The following is an 18,760-nucleotide window of genomic DNA, read 5'->3' on the forward strand; positions in this document are numbered from 1 at the left end:
AAAATGGAGGTTTGACATGAGTCAAGTAAACAGAACTACCGGTTTGGTAGACTATAAAGAACTGGAAGCAAATATTCTATCATCGATAAGAGAAGGAAGGCCGCTGACGGGAAGAGATGGAGCATTAACACCGTTTATAAAAAGGTTGCTAGAGGCAAGTCTGGAAGGTGAAATAGAAAGCCACATGTCAGCTAAAAGTGAAGAAAATAACCGAAGAAATGGGAGAAACGCAAAAACTTTACGCACGAGTGGAGGCTCATTTGAGTTGTTAACACCTAGAGACAGGGAAGGAAGCTTTGAACCCCAAATAGTTAGAAAAAGACAAACAAGCCTACATCCAGAACTTGAAGCAAAGGTCTTAAGCACATTTGCCAGTGGCATGGGATACAGAGATATAGCGTCACATATTGAGGAAATTTACGATCACAAAATATCGGCGGCAGAGATATCAAGTATTACTGACAAACTGCTACCAGTAATCAACGAATGGCGTAGTCGTCCGCTGCAGTCTGTATATCCGATAGTTTTCATGGACGGAATATTTTTTAAAGTCAAGGAGGACGGGCATTGTGTAAGTAAATGTATGTATAATATATTAGGTATAGATCAAAATGGCAGAAAAGAAGTATTAGGTTTTTATTTAGCTGAAAGTGAAGGAGCTAACTTCTGGTTGGGAGTACTAAATGATCTCAAAGAGAGAGGAGTGGAAGATATTCTAATTGCATGTGTAGATGGGCTAAAAAGCTTTCCTGCAGCAATAAACGGTGTGTTCCCTAATGCAGAAGTGCAGATGTGTATAGTGCATCAGATACGTAACTCACTGAAGTATGTAGCTAGTAAAGATGCAAAGAGTTTTTTGAGTGATTTAAAGAAGGTATATCAAGCTTCAAGTAAGGAAATTGCCGAGAATTATCTGTTGGAATTAGATGAAAAATGGGGCACAAAGTACCCTATGGTTATAAAATCTTGGCAGAATAATTGGGAAAACCTATCTGGTTATTTTAAGTATTCCGATCCAGTTAGGAGGATAATCTATACTACTAATCCCATAGAGGGGCTACATAGGCAAATTAGGAAATTCACCAAAACCAAGGGCTCATTTACCAACACAAACGCCTTGTACAAACAGGTATATTGTGCTATAAAAAAAGTAGAGCAAAAATGGGTAATGGCTTTGCCTAATTGGGCATTAACTATATCTCAGCTCGATATTTTCTTTCCCAACAGATTGAAAATTCAGTTGAGCTAAAAATGTGGTTTGACACAGTTTATTTAACACTCCCTGCAAATGGGGTAAAGTTGAATTTACATCACTGAGAGTATCTGTTCAGATGCATGTAAAACCAGTGCTTCTTTTCTTGTATCTCAGTTCCCATAATGTCATCCCAGTGCGTAACGCACAGCTGTACAGAACATTGAAGATCAGTGCGTGACACCCATTTCTTTCTAGTGCTTCCTTCCTTGTCATCACAGCTTCCATAATGTCATTCCAGTGCTTGACACTGGAATCCATGTAAATTTAACTGGACGCCAATGTCACAAACTAGCCTTCTCATCTATCTTATTTTGCTACTCTGCTGAACAGATACGTCAATTTTATCTACTGATGAGCTAGGTTTGTTGTTCTTCACATGTTGTGACAAAAGCTCCTTAACTCCTTTTTTCACAAGAAGTACTGAATTTGTATCCTTTTCAAGCATAAAAACTGTAGAGTTTTCAATTATCTCAGCTATTTGTAAAGGAGTATCTCCTGAAAGGTTTTTAATATTAGGATCAGCATCTTTTTCTAGCAGTAATCTTGCCATTTTTTCATTACCTTTCATAGCTGCTATATGTAGAGTTGTATTGCCAATCTTATCGCCAATATTGACATTTATTCCTTCTATACTAAGTAATAACTCAACTATTTTCTTATGGCCATTATCAATAGCTATACACAAAGGATTCATACTGGTATCACAGCCATTGACCTTAGCACCATTATCAAGAAGCAACTTGACTACTGCTTCATGCCCACTCTGAGCAGCTAGATACAAGGGTGTGACATTATTTTTTTTATCTACTATGTTAACATCAGCATTTTTTGTGCTAATTAATAGTTCAACTATTTCAGTATGTCCGTTCTGAGAGGCTAAGTACAGAGCTGTTATACCAAATTCATTGTCTTTAGCATCAATCTCAATTTCTTGGTATTAAGTAACACCTTTACAACTTCTACAAGTCCATTTTGAGCAGCAATATGTAAAGGTGTCTTACCATCAGTACAGTCTTTTATATTGGGATCAGCTCCCGCTTTAATTAACTCCTCTACTATAGCTTTGCTTTTAGCTACAACAGCAAAGTGTAAAACTGTACTGCCTTTAGTAGTTCTTGCATGAATATTAGCTTCTTTACTGATTAGTAACTTTACTACGTCTAAATGTCCTGAATAAACAGCAAAATGCAAGGCTGTAAATCCTTTTTTATCCTTGATATTGATATCAGTTTTTACATTAAGTAATAACCTAACTTCATTTATGTTACCATTATAAGCGGCTTGATGTAATAGAATATTTTCAACCGGGAGCGATTGATTGCTGAACATATTTACCTCTATATAATAGTATGCCTAGTGGTACTACATCAAAACAAGGAACATTCAAGAAAAATTTTTGCATCTGGCAATCTATTTTCTCTATTCTAATATATACAAACTCTTTAAACCCACCTTGTAATCAGGATAAACTAGAGAGACACCAAGGTCTTTTTTAATTTTAGTATTGCTTACTTTTTTTGACCCTAAATAAAAACCCCGTGCGTAATTTGGTACGGAAGAAATCTCAACTGGCTCTGGAGGGCTAATATTGAGAAGCTCGGCTGCATACGTGACCACTTCAGATTGCGTAGCAGGTAAATCATCTGCACAATTGTATATCTCATAAGGCTTTATATTTTGCATGGAAGAAAATAAAATATTCGATATATCTTCAACATGAACACGAGAAAAAATTTTTTTCACATTTCTTGCTTTGCCAAGCTGCAGGTCAATTAGCGCATTTCTACCAGGACCATATATCCCAGCCAAACGAAAAATATGTACAGGCAATTTGCTACTTAGCCACTTCTTTTCAGACTCAAGGCGCTTTTCTCCTCTAATTTCTATAGGCTTTGTTTCAGATTCCTCATTCACCCAATTACCACAGTGGTCACTATAAACATTAGTTGCAGACAGATAACCAAGCCATTTAATATTCTCCAGACAATGACCGTATCTCTCCATAACATCATCGCCGTCTGGAGGAATAGAAACTAAAACATGCGTTACGCTTTTAAGCAGATCTTGATCAACCTTTTCATAATCAAAAAGTTGTATATCTTTATTTCTTGATGTACCGCTAACTTTCCAACCTAAATTTAGTAATTTTTGCGATAAAAACTTAGCTACATATCCATAACCAAAGCAAAACAAGTGCATGAAAATTAACTTTCAAAATTCTTTTTGATAAATTCAACTCCTAACTTTATTCCCTCTTCATTAATAATATGCCCTAATCCATGAATTGGGTACCCTTCAGCATTCACTCCATTTTCTTTCAGAGCTTTAACTGCCAAGCCAAGAGACGAAAAAGGTACCACATCATCTGCATCACCATGAATAATACATATGTTAGGTTTTGATTTGATCTCCGGTGCAGTTTTTGAAGGTGAAAGAAACCTACCAGAATATGCAACAACCGATGCACAAGACTGAAGCCGGGTAAGAGCTACATGCATTGCAAGCATTGCCCCTTGAGAAAATCCAACCAAAGAAAGCTGCGTATCTTTTAAATTAAGCTCCTTTAATTTTGTATCAATAAAATGATTTACAATTGATGCAGCATTTTTCACCCCATTATATAGTGCTTCCTCACTACGATCTTCTAAACTAAACCACTGATAACCATCACCTATTTCTCTCTTAAACGGAGCATTGGGAACTACTAAATATGAATCAGGCAAAAACTTGCTCATAACTTTAGCAAGGTGAGCGAAATTATCGCCACTTGAGCCCCAACCATGAAAAAAAATAATTAGATTTTCCTTATTTCCATTTGGACAAATTTCTTGGCTTTTAAGTTCAATCATCTCTTCATCCCTTTATTTTATGGTAATACCAAATTTGAGCCTCACTATTGTTACAGCCTCCAGATGTTTACCTATGAATAAATACTACTTGCAACAACTAAAATAAAACTATTTAGTTTTATTCCCTTCCTCTTCTATCTTTTCTATCAATTTTTTAACTAAGCCTCTTAGCTTTTTACTGGATTCATCAAGCTCTTGAATCTGTGAGCTATCTTTTTTCATGAGCTCTCTATAATTAGCCTTTATGTAGTCAATCATTTCCTTCATTTGAGCAATCATCTTGTTGATATCCATACCACCCATATCAGGTATCATGCTAGGCATATTTCCTTCTAGCATACCACCAGCCATAAGTTGCTGAGACATTTGCATGAATGGCTTTAAGGTCTGTTGAAGCAAATTAGGGTCGCTTGCCAATTTTTCTATTTGCTCTTTGCAAGTATCCATGTACTGCTTCATAAATTCATCATCTTGCACTTTATCTGTCATAATTACACCTATTTGAAACTAATATTATATATTGTTTTTAATTAAAAACAATACAAAAACAGCCATATTAATACTTGATTAAATGACAAATTAACTATTTTAAAGGGCCACACTCTCTCTTTAACGATTCCTTATCTTTTATGCCATTTTTTATATTTTTATAAACAAATTGGTGATAGCTATTTATCCATTTAACTTCATCTTCAGTAAGCATTTGTATATCTATTAGCTTTTTATCATAAGGAACAGAGGTCAATTGTTTAAAGCTTAAGAAGCCGTTTTCTCGCTTTTCAACATACATAAGATTTTCAATCCTTATTCCATACTTTCCTGGAATATAATAGCCAGGCTCGTTGGAAAGTATCATGCCTGGCATGAGTTCCACTTTATTTCCTCTTGATATTGCTTGCGGTCCTTCGTGTACCGAAAGGTAACTTCCTACTCCATGTCCTGTACCGTGCATGTAATCCATTCCAAATTTCCATAAATGTATACGCGCTAATATGTCCAATTCTCCACCAGTAGTGCCAGAAGGAAAGACCGCACTTGCTATCGCAATGTGAGCTTTTAATACTATTGTGTAGTGAGCTCGTTGCTCATTGGTTGGACTACCAACTGCTATAGTTCTTGTAATATCGGTTGTGCCATCAAGGTACTGACCACCAGAGTCAATTAAATACAGCCCATCTTCTTGAATGACTTTATTTGTCTTATTGCTTGCACGATAATGAATAATTGCTCCATTTTCATTAAATGCGGAAATCGTTGGAAAACTCGATTGCTTAAATAAATCCTGCTTTCTTCTACATTCTAAAATCTTCGCTTCAGCTTCAAGCTCAGTAATTTCACTGTCAATATTGTTTTCAAGCCAATATAGAAAATTTGTAACTGCTACTCCATCTTTGATGTGCGCACTTATAGCTCCAGTTATTTCAGTTTGATTTTTTACTGCTTTGTGAATCAAACAAGGATCCTCCTTCTCAATTATCTGCTTATTTTCTATTAGACCTCTTTCATTACTTATTGTCATCCCAGTACTTGACACTGGGATCCATGCTTTTTTATTTCTGGTCAAGCACTGGAATGACACCGAAGCTGATTTTTCATTTAAATAATGGTTATACAAGGGATCTATTGCATTCATAATGCTCATTGGAGTCGTGCTTGGATCTATCACCACCAAATTTAACTTATGTAGTGAATTTTCTAGCTCACTAATATCAAAAACATTTATATGGTTATCAAAATTTGCTTCTATAGTTGAATGTTCTTTATCTTGAATAAATAAATCAACATTGGCATTTTTATACAATATAGCACGACCCAATATACAAGGAGTATATTCAGCACTTTCATTTCTTAAATTTAATAACCACGAAATTGAATTTTGATCAGTCAGAAGCACTGCTTCAGCCTCTATGTTTTTAGCTACTCTTTCACATTTATCCTTACTACTCTCACCAGACACATGTGAGACTATTGTTTGTGCTTTATGACTACTATCTTTTTTAATTAAGTATGGTACTAGTTTACAAATGCCTTCATATTTTCTTATGTCCTTCATAGTAAAATATTGCGGATAGTAACCCAGTGAGGTAGTCAATGTTAAGTTTGCTTTTACCCATTTGTGTGGATCCTCTTCTTGTATATTATATACTCGAAAACTGCCCTGATCGAGCTGACTGCGAGCTTGTGTGATATAGCGTCCATCTGTAAAAAATGGGCACTTATTACTCCTTGTAACGATAAGTAGCCCATTTGTTCCCGTGAAGCCACATAACTCTGCTAACTCTTTTGAATATTCATTTAAATACTCGTCTTTAGTATGCAACATAAATGCATCAACATTTATTTCGTGCATAAAAGAGCGAAATTCTTCGATTTTTGACATGGAATATCTTACGCAGAATTAGCAGCTATTTTCGTTTTCTTATTCCTAAGGTACACTAATATGCTAACTATTGCTGCTGGAGTAATGCCCTGTATTTGCTTTGCAATGCCAATTGTTGCTGGTTTTATTGATTGCAACTTCTCTATCACTTCAGTTGACAAGCCTTTAATCTGTGAGTAGTTGAAATTAGTTGGAATTTGAGTATTAACTTCCTCTTGTAGAAACTTCATATCTGCTTCTTGTCTTACTAAATAAGGCTTGTATTTTGCTTTAATTGCAACTGCTTCATATATTTCATTCTTGGCTATGCTATCAGTTATAGTGTTATTCCAGCACATGACGCTGGAATCTACATTTTTTTCAGTGTCAACTGCATCCATTCTATCATCATTCAAGTACTGGATTCCAGTGTCAGCTACTTGGATGACAGGAAGAGGTGCTTTGGTGTTATGCAAGTAGCTGACACTGGAATCCATGTTTAACTCTGGCCATATTTCTCGTAATTTATTCCAGTCAATATTTGGATAACCGAGCAAATCTAATGCTGTTTTTCTTATTCCATCATAAGATATTTTAATGCCATAGGACCTGAGCTGCTCAGGAGTGATTGTTAGGCTCTCTAATTTCTCCTCAAGTTGCTTAATGGATTTAAGTTTACCCTGCAAAACAGAGTATCTCTCATGCGACACAAGAGAGATGTCATAACCTTTTTGTGTCAATCTTCTATCTGCATTATCTGACCTGATTGCTAGCCTATATTCCGCACGCGAGGTGAATAATCTGTAAGGCTCCGCTATCCCCTTAGTGACCAGATCATCTATCATTACGCCGATATATGAATCTGTACGATGAAGAACAAAAGATGCAGAAAGTGCTGCGTTAATTCCAGCAATAATTCCTTGTCCTGCTGCTTCTTCATATCCAGTGGTACCATTGATTTGACCGGCAAAATATAAACCTTTCACTTTCTTAGTTTCGAGAGTATGAAATAACTCTCGTGGATCGATATAATCATACTCAACCGTATATCCAGGTCTTAATATTTCTGCATTTTCGAGTCCTTTGATACTCCTTATCATTTCACACTGCACTTGGATGGGCAATGAATTTGAAATTCCATTTGGATATATAGTGTTATCATCAATCCCTTCTGGTTCTAGAAATATTTGGTGATTATTTTTTTCTGCAAATTTTTTAACTTTAGTTTCAATTGATGGGCAGTATCTTGGTGCAATAACGTTATCTAAATATGAAGAAGCTGATCTGTGAAGATTCTCTCGAATTACTCTGTGTGTATGTTCATTAGTATGAGTAATAAAACATGAAACCTGAGGCTGGTTAATTTTCTCTGTAAGATAAGAAAATGGTGTAGGTGGATTGTCACCCACTTGTTCTTGTAATACCGACCAGTTTATAGTGCCACGATCAAGCCTCGGTGGAGTTCCGGTACGTAATCTGCCCAGTTTAAAATCATACTTCTTTAGCGTGTTCGCAAGCTCTATTGCAGGTTTATCTCCCATTCTTCCAGAAGGAGTTGTTTGCTCTCCTATATGAATCACACCACGTAAAAAAGTCCCTGTAGTCAAAACAACTCTGCTTGTCAGTATACGTTCACCTGAGTCTGTTATTACAGCTTTTATATAAGATTCTCCATTGCTATCACTTTCGATAAGAAAATCGTCAACTGACTCTTCTTTTACTGTCAAGTTGTTATAATTTAGAATAATTTCCTGTATTGCTTTTTTGTATAATTTTCGGTCTGCCTGTGCACGTGGGCCCCATACCGCTGCGCCTCTGCTGCCATTTAAAACGACCGAGTGTATGCTTGCTCGGTCGATAGCTCTCCCCATTATTCCATCAAGGGCGTCTACTTCTCTAACTACAACACCCTTTGCAACTCCTCCAATTGCTGGATTACAAGACATCTCTCCTATAGTTGAAATTTTGTGAGTTATAAGTAGTGTGTTTGCACCAAGGCGAGCTGCAGCTGTAGCTGCTTCACACCCGGCATGACCGCCACCTACTACCACTACGTCGTACTTATGCATCTTCTTGAGTAATTCCTACTCTATAATATTCCAACTATCAGTGATTGATGTCAAATTTTACAGATTACAACATTGCACACTAACTTAGCTCAAACTGCCGTCTCTCTCGCAGAAAAAACTTTTTCAACTTTGGGAAAGATGATACTTTTATTAACTTCTTCTTCCGGAAAGGTAATACATTCATCTACTTCTTCTTCCTGAGATATTTTGACATATGTAGAATCTGTAATCGAAATTGCACTTACTGCAGATGTAATTGCTGTTTTATCTGCACAATGTATTATAGCTACAGTTGCAAAAAGCCCTAAAATCGGTGCTATCAGCCCTATCATTCCATTTATTAATGTAAATCCTATTCTTGGATTAGGAAAAATAGCAGCTATGCTTCCAGCAAGTGTAACTCCAATTGCAGCGCTTGTAGATATCATCAAACTCAAAAAATTTGCTGCTTTTTCATGCTTTTCCCCAACAGGATCTCTTTTGCAAAACTTATATAGCAAACATCCTACGTGAAAAACCGCAATCAATGCTGGAGCTATACAACCAGTAATTCCACCTATGGCTAAAGGTGATGAAGTGTCAAAACTTAACCACCAAGCTAATACTCCTAGTGCTGACACTATACTATAAGCTAACAAACAAATATACATACAATCCCTCTCACTAATTAATAGGCATCATTTTTACTCTAAATCGCAAACTTCCCCTCCGCATCTAAATACTAGAGCAACAAGGAATGCTAACGGCTGTGCAAAAATATCTAATGTTTATATTTATGTAAAGTGGAAATTTTTAGTGGGGCGAGCGACCAGGATTGAACTGGCGACATTCAGTACCACAAACTGACACTCTACCAACTGAGCTACGCCCGCCAAGATATAAAATATTTAACATACGAGCACAAATAGTCAATTGATTTATCTCCTTTTGCAGAGGGTTTTAAATATTTTCATTCATGCTTTTATCATTATACTCAATCGTATTGACACCGTGATATGTTTAAAAGTATTTTCACATTTAGTTTTTTTACGACTATTTCAAGAATCTCAGGGCTAATAAGAGATGTATTGATTGCTGCGGTTATTGGTGCAACCTCTCTTGCAGATATATTCTTTTCCTCGTTTCGCTTTGCTAATCTATTTAGAGCGTTTTTTGCAGAGGGAGCATTTACTACCTCATTCATACCATTATACTCTGCAGAGTCATATGATAATAAAAAGGCATTTAATTTCGCAAGTAGTGTAATATCCATTACGTTTATTATTCTAGTAATTTTTTGCCTTATCACACAAACCTTCTTCCCTTACATGATCAAAATCTTCACTCCTGGATTTGACCAAAATAAATTTACTCTTACTGTAACTTTGTCGAAAATTATGATGCCCTACATAATCTTCGTGTCAATCGCATCACTTATTGGTGGAATGTTGCAAGTAAAACAGCATTTTGCTTCAACAGCTATTTCACCAATCATTTTGAACCTCTGTTTAATCATCAGTTTGTTTTTACCTTACATTGAAACACCGGCTCATAACCTTTCTATAGCCGTCCTGATTGGAGGGATTTTGCAGCTACTTTTAATAATATTTAGTGCATACAAATTAAAGGCTTTCTTTTCTTTTAGTTTAGAATTAAGTAACGAAGTGAAGTTGTTTTTCAAGCGTGTGATACCTGCAATTATCAACAATTGTGTAATACAAATAAGTGTATGGATTGACACAATCATGGCGAGTTTTATACCAAATGCAGTTTCTTATATATATTATGCCGATAGACTAAATCAACTACCGCAAGGAGTAATTGGCACTGCAATTGGTACAGTACTTCTTCCTCTGATTTCAAAACGAATAAATGATACTGAGAATATAGTCAAAATACAGAACAAGGCCCTTAATATAGGGTTAATATTAATTATGCCAATAACTGCTGCTTTTATCATTATTCCTGACATAATTTTACTTACGCTTTTTTCTTACGGCCGATTTGATTATTATGCAGTGCAGCAAACTGTTCCTACATTAGTAGCATTTTCTCTTTCTTTACCCGCATCTATTATAAATAAAGTATTGCTACCCACATTCTTTGCTAGGGGAAAGCTAAAAATACCAACTATGTTCTCATTAACGTGCCTTGGAATTAATGTAATACTAAATCTCATATTAATGAACAAATACCAACATATAGGAATTGCTATTGCTACTTCCATTTCCACTTGGATAAATTCTATTTTATTGATTAATTATTTAACAATAAATAAGATGTATAAGATTAGCCAAGCATTATTAATAAATATTGTAAAAATTCTCACTGCAACATTGGTTATGTCAATAGTTCTTTATCTCTCTAATTACTTATCAGCAGGGTTGTTTTTCGATAGAGGGCTAGCTCGTATTGTTTATTTAGTAACTTTAATAGCTTTGAGTGTTATTATTTATTCTATCACTCTTTACCTAATTTTTAGAGGAAATTTGAATAATTTGAAATATGTATAAATTACACCCTTTGTATTGCTATATGTCATTTCAGCTACTATTCCAATATCCACTCCTTTCATCCCATAACCTATTCCTGTCATTCCAGCACCTATTCCTGTCATCCCAGTGCTTGACACTGGGATCCAGAAATTTTGTTGATTATATAATCTGGAAAACCTTATTTAAGTCACACTGGATCACAGTGTCACACACACAACTGTATAAGTGTTGTGGTTTGAGAGCAATTTCCACTGGGAACCCAGTGCTCATCAGACCAGCTTCTCATGTAAAAATGCTGTGTTTTAACATAAGAATAGCTACTTTTTTGCTAATTAACTTAATGTCTAATCAAATTTCCTGGATCCCAGACTGGGATGACAAGACGAGAAGGGATGCTGGAATGAGAGGTATATTATGAAACTTTCTTTATATGCCATATTATCAATCTCGTTGCTATTAATTCTCATGCACGTTGCTGCAACTTTTAAGGATTGGAGTGGCTACAGAGAATATATCGTAAAAGAGTTAGAGAAGACGTATGATGCTAAAGTACATGTTGGAGGAAAAATTGAAGTTTCGCTCATTACTCCAAAACTTACTATTCACAATGTATATGTACAATATAACAAAAACAAGGAGCAAAAATTATCAGATTTAATTAGTGCAAAAAAAATTGAAATAAGGCCATCGCTATTATCGTTGTTTTCATTTTCATTGCAACCAAAGTCAATCTCATTTTTGGGCATGAAAAGCAACAAAGAAAATTTACTTAATATTATAAATACGAAAGCCAATGATAATATAGTTGATATATTAATAAAGGACAGCCAAATAAGTTTTAACGCCGATACCATTAACATCAAGGAAGTTGCTATAAAAAAAAATAAGCAGTTTTTTGGTGAAGTACAGATTGGTGACAACAATTACGATTTTTCTGGAAAGGTTAATGTAACAAAAAATAATGTACACATTAGTGTTGATTCAAATTTTGCAAATTTGCTATTTAAAGGTAATAGAAATCAACAGGGTAATTTAACACTGACAATCAATAACAGTTCCGGTTCTGTGAGCAATTTAGCAAAAATCATTAATCTTAGCTTCCTTTCTTATGTGATTCCCAGCGAAAATATTGAGATATCATCCAATATCAATCTCAATGAAAGCGAGTTTACGGCAACTGATTTAAAAATTGAGTCCAAAAGCATGCAAGGCACTGGTATAATACAAAATGATAGAAAAAGTGATCATACTAATATCAATATTAGTTTTAGTAAAGTCGACCTAAAAAACGGCTCACACAAAACAACAGATATGAAGGGTCTTTTAGAATCTTTTAGAGAGGTTGTGCCAAAGAACCTGAGCTTGGATTTTAATATGGAAGCTTCAAATATTCAATATCAAAACAGGATATTGGACAAATTTCATGCTACGCTAAAATTTGCTAATGGCGAAATAAACGTTGATACTCTTCTTCAATTTCCTGGAACCAATAATATATCTCGCTTATCAGGAAGAGTTTCAAACAATGGCAACTTGTCTGAATTTAATGGTGATATATTGATAAAGGGTGAGTCGTTCATCTCACATATTTTACCTTCTATCAAGATGCAAGAAAGAGAGAAAAGTCAATTTACAGCAAGTTCTAAACTATATTTAGCACCTAGAATATTATCTCTTTCAGATATCAGATTGCTAAATAACAAAGAATCTTGGCAAGGATCAATTAAGGTAAATCACACAAAAAAACACAATATGATCGATAGTAAATTTAGCATACATAACATTAATATAGATAAATATGATTATTCATTATTCAGCAAAGTGCAATGGCTGAAAAATCTTAAATATGATGTAAATATAAGAACTAGTGTTAAAGATTCTATATTCAATGGTACAAAAATTGAAGATTTGGATTTTTCATTAAAAATACAAGAGAACAAGCTAGTTGCAGATAAAATAAAGTTATTCGGAGAAGATTTCGACATTACCGGTAGTGTAAAAATATTAGTGGATCAAAAATACACTAAGCCTTTATTAGACGTAAACTTTACAGGTAATAAATTTAATGGAAATATCTTTGAATTACCAAAACTATTAGAGGTAAAAAGAAACTCAAGAAATGAAATAAATCAAATTCAATGGTCAACAAAGCAGCTTAATTTTTTAGATGAGAAAGAAGATTTTGATGCAAACGTGCAAATCAAAACTACAGAATTTAAAATTGGGCAAAACGTCTTAAAAGATTTTAACTTGGATACAGTGATAAGAAACAACACTATCACTATCAAACAGATAAGTTACATACTAGAACATGGACAAATGTTTTTTCAGGGTTATCTAAAAGCAGGCTCAATTCACACAAAATTTTCTATTGCAAATTTGGACACCAAGGAAGTTATAGGAGTTAATAACATAAATGGCAAGATAAGCTTAAGTGGTGAAATCAAAACTCAAGGGACAAGCTTTGATGATTGGGCTAGTAACTTATCAGGAAATGTAAACTTTCAAGCACAGAAAATAGAGTTTACAAATGTGGATTTTAATTCATTCATCACTAAGTTGTTAAGCAGTAAGAATAAACCTGAAATTTCCAAGCTTGCTTACGTTGATATATATAATGGCAGTACGCTTTTTGAAAATATTAATGGAAAAGTAAGTATTAACAGTGGTGTATGTTCAACTAGTTCACAGTTTAGTACCGATCAAGCATCAGGTTCTATCTCTTCTAATTTAATCTTATCTAATTTCTCCTTAACTTCTATATTCAGACTCTTTTTCATACTACCAAATCATAATAGTCCTCTTTATATCGAGGCACACTTAGATGGCCCTATTTGGTGCCCTAAGATGAGTTTTGATGTAGACCAAATTTACAACACCTTAGTTAGCAAGAAAAATAGTTAACTCATTTAGATGTAGGATTTAAGGGACCATCTGTCTTTAAGTTAGACCTTAGTAAAAGATGTTCTACTCTCACCAATGATAAAACTGATTGATTGTTTGTATCCTCTCAATGCTTGCGTCGCTGCAGCTTGTGCTTGGACTCTTTGTCTCTCCAAGCAATAAACGTGTTATCTCCTTATAGTCTTTGAGAACAGATAAATGTAAAACAGTAACACAAGAATTACTTGGTATATTAATATCTGCTCCTTTTTCAAGCAATAATTTTACCATACTTGTGTGGCCTGAACGAACAGCATGGTATAAAGGAGTATAACCGAAACGATTTCTTACATCAATAACTGCTCCTTTTTTAAGCAATAATTTCACTTGCTCTAAGCAATTTTTTTTAGCAGCATAATGTAAAGGAGTTTCACCATTACGATCTGCTGCATTAATATTTGCTTTGCGTCTCGATGACAATTCTATATGAGGAAGAGTAAATCGAGAATTACTTACTGAATTTTCTTGTTCTGGATACATAACATACCTCTAATTTCTTACAGCTTAGTATAAATATCTACACTATATAAATATCAATTCAACGCATCACCACCGGGTAACGGTAAAAGTTTCTCCTTTTATAATGAGCATAGGCCTGTGTACATTACTCTAATTATGAGCTTGAGCAGCTGCTTGAAGTTGTTCAGCACTTGGATTATCCAAATTCTGACTTGGAAATGCCTCTATAATGTTCTTTAACTCTTTACCTGTTAAGTGATAAGTTATTTCGTCAAAAACTTGATGTAACACCCACAAATTAGAATTCTCTATAGCTGCTTTACTTTTATCTAATAAATCCCTTCTGTTCGATGCCTTATCAAATTGGCTTACTATCGTATCAACGTGTTCAGGAAATTCTGATATATATTCCAATGCGTCAGAACACCTTATTTCATCATATTCTCTACCAGACAAATAACCTGCTAATTTATTCTCATCAGTCTCTCGCAAAAACTGATATAAAGATATAGTGCTGTTACTAAGCCTGACGTTCATAATCTCATTCTGATAATCATCCCAAAATTTGGACAATTCAATATTTTTGACAATACACTCTGGTTTCGTTGTGATACCACTATGTACCACAGCATATGCAATTATAGTTCTTACTACCATCGGTTTATCGCAATACCCTATTTGGTAATCATCACTAGCTACAATAGATAAAGGGGACCTTCCTTTCTTGTCTACTGCATTAACATTTGCTCCTCTATCAAGCAGCAACCTTACTAATTCCTCCCGATTATACTTAAGTGCAAAATGTAAAGGAGTCATATCCAGATTATCTACTGCATTAACATTTGCTCCTCTATCAAGCAGCAATTCTGCTACCTCCATCTTGCCATTTTTAACTGCAGCATGTAAAGGAGTCCATTTTCGCCTTTCTACTGCATTAATATTTGCCTCTCTATCAAGCAGCAATTCTGCTACTTCCTTATGACCATACCTAACTGCAATATGTAAAGGAGTCTCCTTTTGCCCAGTTGTTACTGCATTAATATTTGCTCCAGCTTCTATCAACTCCGTAATCTGCCGTATATTCTCTCCTTTAGAAGAATTAATTAATAGTTCATCCAATTCTCTTTGTTCCCTTTCATTCATAATTTACTCCACAATTTCATTGTAATTAATTTAATATGTAAAAAGAATAATATCAACCCAACTTATCACCACCGGGTAACGGTTGCAAGCCAAAAGCTTCTCTTTTTTCATTGAGCGTCATGAAGCTTGCGTTTTCCACGTATTTCCACATCTTTTGCCTTTTTTCCATTAGAATTTCTATCGCGTCTTTATCATATGACAAACATAAATCTTTGCCAAACTTGAGCACTAGCCAAGAATTTAGGTGACAGATAATATTTTCTAGCGTCGGTAAGACTGTCTGTTCCCAAAGGGAAAGACGTGCTTCAACTAAATTACTGTAAGTGTTATCACCTGGTATGCCAAGCAACTGCGGCGGAACGCCAAAAGCTAGCGCAATATCACGAGCTGAGCTATGCTTTGACTCAATAAAATCCATATCCCTCGGTGATAAGCTCATTTCCTTCCACTCTAGGCCCCCTTCAAGCAATATAGGTCTTCCAGCATTGACAGGACCTGAGTAATGATCATTTATCTGTCCTTTTAAGCGTTGGTACTGCTCTTGACTTAAGTTTCCACCACTTCCATCCTTTTCTGATTTTACAACTATTGCACCACTTGGTCTTGCTCCATTTTGCAGCATTGCCTGATTCCAAGCTCCCGCTTGGTTATGCTGATCTATACTATATGCAGCTGCCTCAATTGGTGATAGTCCATACCAATCATTCAAAGGGTTAAAGGTTTTAAGATGCAGTACTGTTGAACGCCCAGTCAATTTATCAACTTTAAAGTCATAACTGTTGTTATTTACGGTATAACGATAGGCATAAGGAACGTTACTTCTCCCTGGAATAATTTCAACTCTATCGGGGCGCAGAAGATAAAGCTCTGTTGGTTTGTTCTGCGCCTCAATCATCAATACATAAGAATTGCCATTAACTAATCGATAAGTCACAATCCCTTCAATAAATTCCGATTTTGATGTCATTGGATTAGGAGAATAAAGTAATTTTAGTAAAGGATGTGTTTTTAGTTGTGATTTTCCCTGGTCAGTAAGCTGACAGAGAGTAAAAGGTACCGAAGATGCAGCACTTGCGATCATATTAATTGCTCGAAAGGCAATGACATTTTTTATGTAGCCTTCCTCAGCAAAACTTGCATAATCGCGCCTACTCCAACTTGGTTCCATCATTAGTTGCAAAGCAGAGTATTCACTGCTTTTCTTTCTTTGAAAAATGTTAAAATTCATATGTGCCTCCTGAAAATTTTGTTAAAAATTTGAAATTGTAGTTGAATTATATCAATTAGTGTTACAAGAATGATGTCATCCCAGTGTCAAGCACTGGGATGACAAATAGGGGCTACTTGGATGACACCGTCATAAAGAAATTAGCGTCATCCAAAGAAGGCATAAGCTGTTAACAAAGCTGAGGTTCTCTTTGGAATTCCTCAATTTTTGGATCGTTAATTTTGCTATTGCAGCTATTTAATGCATAAGCATAAAGACAAATGCTTGTCACTATTCCAACAAGCATGCACATCCCTGTAACTGCTGCAGCTACAGTAAAAGCTGTGCCTAAAGTTCCACTTGTAAATATAGCGGCTATTAACGTTGGAACAAATAGATAGAATGAAGGTTTGGTTATGTAGCTATGAATCCTTTCAATTCTATCGAAATTTTTCCATGGTCCAGCAAGATCTTTCAATGGACCAGTAAGACTTCTTGCCATTTTAACTTGGGTCTCTAAGTTTTGCTTAAAGTAATCACTCAAACTAATACCTGGAGAGTCATAAGAAGCAGCTTGCATAGGAGAAAACAAACAAGACAAATTTGCCATCTTTTTCTGGTTTTTAAATTCTCCGTCCATATAACTAAAATTCCTATTATGTAATTTGGATCCATCGATATACTCAAGCCTAAATTGCATTTTAGGATTCAATACATGATTTAAAGTGCTTTCCTTTCTATCTATTAAGGTTTCAAATTTTTTTTTGTTCTTATCATAGCAGTCAATAAAATCACCTAATTCTTTCGATAACTTTTCTAGATCTATTTTTATACCGTAACTTTTCAATATAGTCAGAAAGCTAAAGAAGTTTTGTAAATAATCCTTGGTGCTACTAAAGCTCAAATAAAATGATCTACCATGATCAATTTTTTCCCAGAGTTTTTCTTTTGCATTTTCATATTCCTTTTCTATTACACCAAAATTTTCTGGTTGTATAATATCAGTTTCTCCAAGCAATATTTGAGCAGCCAGTATTTTCTCAAAACCTTTTGCATCTTGGTAATTTTCACCTTTTTTCTTAAGATCCATTAATGTTGTAAATTTATCCAAAAACTTTGATCTCAAGTGAAGCTGATCTTGATTTTTCTCTTGCTCAATGTGCTCTTTAAATTGATCATTACCATTAGCAAATCTTTCCTTTGGCAAATCGTTATTTGTTACCAATTCAACAATTGGAGCTCTGTCATATAAAAACAGCTTATATAAATCACCAGCAACATATTCCCTGATAAAATCAGCAATATTGAGGTCATCATAACATATATTGCTTTCTATCTTCTGCCATAATTGATCAATATTATTGTCTATTACAGAATCTGACAGATAAGGGTTTTGCAATTTTGTAGCTTTTCTTGATCCTTTGTAAAAGGATTCTTTGAATTGTGCTAGCTTAGACTGTTTTTCCTTTTCTGTAAGCGTGTGGTTTAGAACAGACTTAATCATGAAAGTTGCCTTATCACCTTCATTGTTACTATACTCATGCTCTGCTTGAAATCCTGAGCTGCAGCCTGCTTCTTTCTCTCCTACTTTCTTGAACTCGCTTATAGGCTGAATTGTTCTATCATGGAAATGTTTTTCCAGAGTTTCTATATTTTCCTTTTTATTTTTCTTAGATTGTTCTTTTACTACTTCTAAATCTTCCTTTTCCTTTTTAATCGAGTTTTCTACGAATTGATCCCATTGTTCTTGATTAAACTGACCTAATTCATTTTGATTTTCTTGTGTTGTACCTAACATAAAATTCCCCTATAAAATTAACCAAAATATTTTAATTTAACATGAATATTAAGTATTTATTAAAAATATAAGCGTATCTAGCAATATATGTCAAATTCTTTATTATTAGGTGATAACTTTCCTTTTTTGTTACAAAAGCCCTATATAGCTTTATACGGAAAGCTTTAAAAGCTTACCAAAAGCCTAAACTTGCTTGAAAATCAA

At 34.7% G+C, this 18,760-nt stretch carries 16 protein-coding genes and 1 tRNA gene; 3 read left to right on the plus strand and 14 right to left on the minus strand.

The window, feature by feature from the left end:
* The first annotated feature begins 16 nt into the window (after window positions 1-16).
* Complete coding sequence (locus LEM02_RS02170) at window positions 17-1,249, plus strand: IS256 family transposase (protein WP_226079221.1); 1,233 nt, start codon at window positions 17-19, stop codon at window positions 1,247-1,249.
* Between the two features lie 78 nt (window positions 1,250-1,327).
* Here LEM02_RS02170 and LEM02_RS02175 read toward each other — a convergent pair whose 3' ends face one another.
* From LEM02_RS02175 to LEM02_RS02220, 10 genes are all read right to left on the minus strand, one after another.
* The gene (locus LEM02_RS02175; protein WP_226079538.1) at window positions 1,328-1,513 is read right to left on the minus strand and encodes a hypothetical protein; all 186 of its coding nucleotides are present in this window, start codon (window positions 1,511-1,513) and stop codon (window positions 1,328-1,330) included.
* 43 nt (window positions 1,514-1,556) lie between these two features.
* A complete protein-coding gene (locus tag LEM02_RS06700) occupies window positions 1,557-2,183 on the minus strand; it encodes an ankyrin repeat domain-containing protein (protein WP_369409593.1) in 627 nt (208 codons plus the stop codon).
* The gene (locus LEM02_RS06705; RefSeq protein WP_255586142.1) at window positions 2,147-2,584 is read right to left on the minus strand and encodes an ankyrin repeat domain-containing protein; all 438 of its coding nucleotides are present in this window, start codon (window positions 2,582-2,584) and stop codon (window positions 2,147-2,149) included. The genes LEM02_RS06700 and LEM02_RS06705 overlap by 37 nt, the downstream gene beginning before the upstream one ends.
* A gap of 90 nt (window positions 2,585-2,674) precedes the next feature.
* Window positions 2,675-3,454, minus strand: a complete 780-nt coding sequence (locus LEM02_RS02190; RefSeq protein WP_226079540.1) for an SDR family oxidoreductase — start codon at window positions 3,452-3,454, stop codon at window positions 2,675-2,677.
* Window positions 3,455-3,459: 5 nt separating this feature from the next.
* The gene (locus tag LEM02_RS02195) at window positions 3,460-4,104 is read right to left on the minus strand and encodes an alpha/beta hydrolase (RefSeq protein ID WP_226079541.1); all 645 of its coding nucleotides are present in this window, start codon (window positions 4,102-4,104) and stop codon (window positions 3,460-3,462) included.
* Between the two features lie 108 nt (window positions 4,105-4,212).
* A complete protein-coding gene (locus LEM02_RS02200; protein ID WP_226079542.1) occupies window positions 4,213-4,593 on the minus strand; it encodes a hypothetical protein in 381 nt (126 codons plus the stop codon).
* Window positions 4,594-4,687: 94 nt separating this feature from the next.
* Window positions 4,688-6,484 (minus strand): aminopeptidase P family protein, encoded by a 1,797-nt coding sequence (locus LEM02_RS02205; protein WP_226079543.1) that lies wholly within the window; start codon window positions 6,482-6,484, stop codon window positions 4,688-4,690.
* A gap of 8 nt (window positions 6,485-6,492) precedes the next feature.
* On the minus strand, window positions 6,493-8,532 hold the full coding sequence (gene mnmG / locus LEM02_RS02210; RefSeq protein WP_226079544.1) for a tRNA uridine-5-carboxymethylaminomethyl(34) synthesis enzyme MnmG: 2,040 nt from the start codon (window positions 8,530-8,532) through the stop codon (window positions 6,493-6,495).
* An 89-nt stretch (window positions 8,533-8,621) separates the two neighbouring features.
* A complete protein-coding gene (locus tag LEM02_RS02215; protein WP_226079545.1) occupies window positions 8,622-9,182 on the minus strand; it encodes a hypothetical protein in 561 nt (186 codons plus the stop codon).
* Window positions 9,183-9,328: 146 nt separating this feature from the next.
* Window positions 9,329-9,404, minus strand: a tRNA-His gene (locus tag LEM02_RS02220).
* A gap of 123 nt (window positions 9,405-9,527) precedes the next feature.
* Between LEM02_RS02220 and murJ the strand changes: the two genes are divergently transcribed.
* Both murJ and LEM02_RS02230 read left to right on the plus strand, forming a co-directional pair.
* Window positions 9,528-11,024 carry a murein biosynthesis integral membrane protein MurJ gene (gene murJ / locus LEM02_RS02225; protein WP_226079546.1) on the plus strand — a complete coding sequence of 499 codons (1,497 nt, stop codon included), beginning with the start codon at window positions 9,528-9,530 and terminating at the stop codon, window positions 11,022-11,024.
* 396 nt (window positions 11,025-11,420) lie between these two features.
* Complete coding sequence (locus LEM02_RS02230; protein WP_226079547.1) at window positions 11,421-13,910, plus strand: AsmA-like C-terminal region-containing protein; 2,490 nt, start codon at window positions 11,421-11,423, stop codon at window positions 13,908-13,910.
* Between the two features lie 69 nt (window positions 13,911-13,979).
* Here LEM02_RS02230 and LEM02_RS02235 read toward each other — a convergent pair whose 3' ends face one another.
* From LEM02_RS02235 to LEM02_RS02250, 4 genes are all read right to left on the minus strand, one after another.
* Entirely contained in the window at window positions 13,980-14,429 is a 450-nt protein-coding gene (locus LEM02_RS02235) for an ankyrin repeat domain-containing protein (protein WP_226079548.1), read from the minus strand.
* Between the two features lie 129 nt (window positions 14,430-14,558).
* The gene (locus LEM02_RS02240) at window positions 14,559-15,551 is read right to left on the minus strand and encodes an ankyrin repeat domain-containing protein (protein WP_226079549.1); all 993 of its coding nucleotides are present in this window, start codon (window positions 15,549-15,551) and stop codon (window positions 14,559-14,561) included.
* A gap of 52 nt (window positions 15,552-15,603) precedes the next feature.
* Window positions 15,604-16,779, minus strand: a complete 1,176-nt coding sequence (locus LEM02_RS02245; protein WP_226079550.1) for a phage portal protein — start codon at window positions 16,777-16,779, stop codon at window positions 15,604-15,606.
* Between the two features lie 169 nt (window positions 16,780-16,948).
* Window positions 16,949-18,556: a hypothetical protein gene (locus LEM02_RS02250; protein ID WP_226079551.1), complete on the minus strand. Its 1,608-nt coding sequence runs from the start codon at window positions 18,554-18,556 to the stop codon at window positions 16,949-16,951.
* Between the last annotated feature and the right edge of the window lie 204 nt (window positions 18,557-18,760).

Origin of the sequence: Wolbachia endosymbiont of Tribolium confusum (assembly GCF_020405475.1) — a bacterium.
In the GTDB taxonomy this organism is placed as follows: domain Bacteria; phylum Pseudomonadota; class Alphaproteobacteria; order Rickettsiales; family Anaplasmataceae; genus Wolbachia.

Excerpts from the sequence above, each read along its gene's own strand:
- LEM02_RS02240 (WP_226079549.1), bottom strand. The coding sequence starts at position 15,551 with ATGAATGAAAGGGAACAAAGAGAATTGGATGAACTATTAATTAATTCT.
- murJ (WP_226079546.1), top strand. The coding sequence starts at position 9,528 with ATGTTTAAAAGTATTTTCACATTTAGTTTTTTTACGACTATTTCAAGA.
- LEM02_RS02175 (WP_226079538.1), bottom strand. The coding sequence starts at position 1,513 with ATGGATTCCAGTGTCAAGCACTGGAATGACATTATGGAAGCTGTGATG.
- LEM02_RS02205 (WP_226079543.1), bottom strand. The coding sequence starts at position 6,484 with ATGTCAAAAATCGAAGAATTTCGCTCTTTTATGCACGAAATAAATGTT.
- LEM02_RS02215 (WP_226079545.1), bottom strand. The coding sequence starts at position 9,182 with ATGTATATTTGTTTGTTAGCTTATAGTATAGTGTCAGCACTAGGAGTA.
- LEM02_RS06705 (WP_255586142.1), bottom strand. The coding sequence starts at position 2,584 with ATGTTCAGCAATCAATCGCTCCCGGTTGAAAATATTCTATTACATCAA.
- LEM02_RS02190 (WP_226079540.1), bottom strand. The coding sequence starts at position 3,454 with ATGCACTTGTTTTGCTTTGGTTATGGATATGTAGCTAAGTTTTTATCG.
- LEM02_RS02230 (WP_226079547.1), top strand. The coding sequence starts at position 11,421 with ATGAAACTTTCTTTATATGCCATATTATCAATCTCGTTGCTATTAATT.
- LEM02_RS02250 (WP_226079551.1), bottom strand. The coding sequence starts at position 18,556 with ATGTTAGGTACAACACAAGAAAATCAAAATGAATTAGGTCAGTTTAAT.
- mnmG (WP_226079544.1), bottom strand. The coding sequence starts at position 8,532 with ATGCATAAGTACGACGTAGTGGTAGTAGGTGGCGGTCATGCCGGGTGT.
- LEM02_RS02200 (WP_226079542.1), bottom strand. The coding sequence starts at position 4,593 with ATGACAGATAAAGTGCAAGATGATGAATTTATGAAGCAGTACATGGAT.
- LEM02_RS02170 (WP_226079221.1), top strand. The coding sequence starts at position 17 with ATGAGTCAAGTAAACAGAACTACCGGTTTGGTAGACTATAAAGAACTG.
- LEM02_RS02245 (WP_226079550.1), bottom strand. The coding sequence starts at position 16,779 with ATGAATTTTAACATTTTTCAAAGAAAGAAAAGCAGTGAATACTCTGCT.
- LEM02_RS02195 (WP_226079541.1), bottom strand. The coding sequence starts at position 4,104 with ATGATTGAACTTAAAAGCCAAGAAATTTGTCCAAATGGAAATAAGGAA.
- LEM02_RS02235 (WP_226079548.1), bottom strand. The coding sequence starts at position 14,429 with ATGTATCCAGAACAAGAAAATTCAGTAAGTAATTCTCGATTTACTCTT.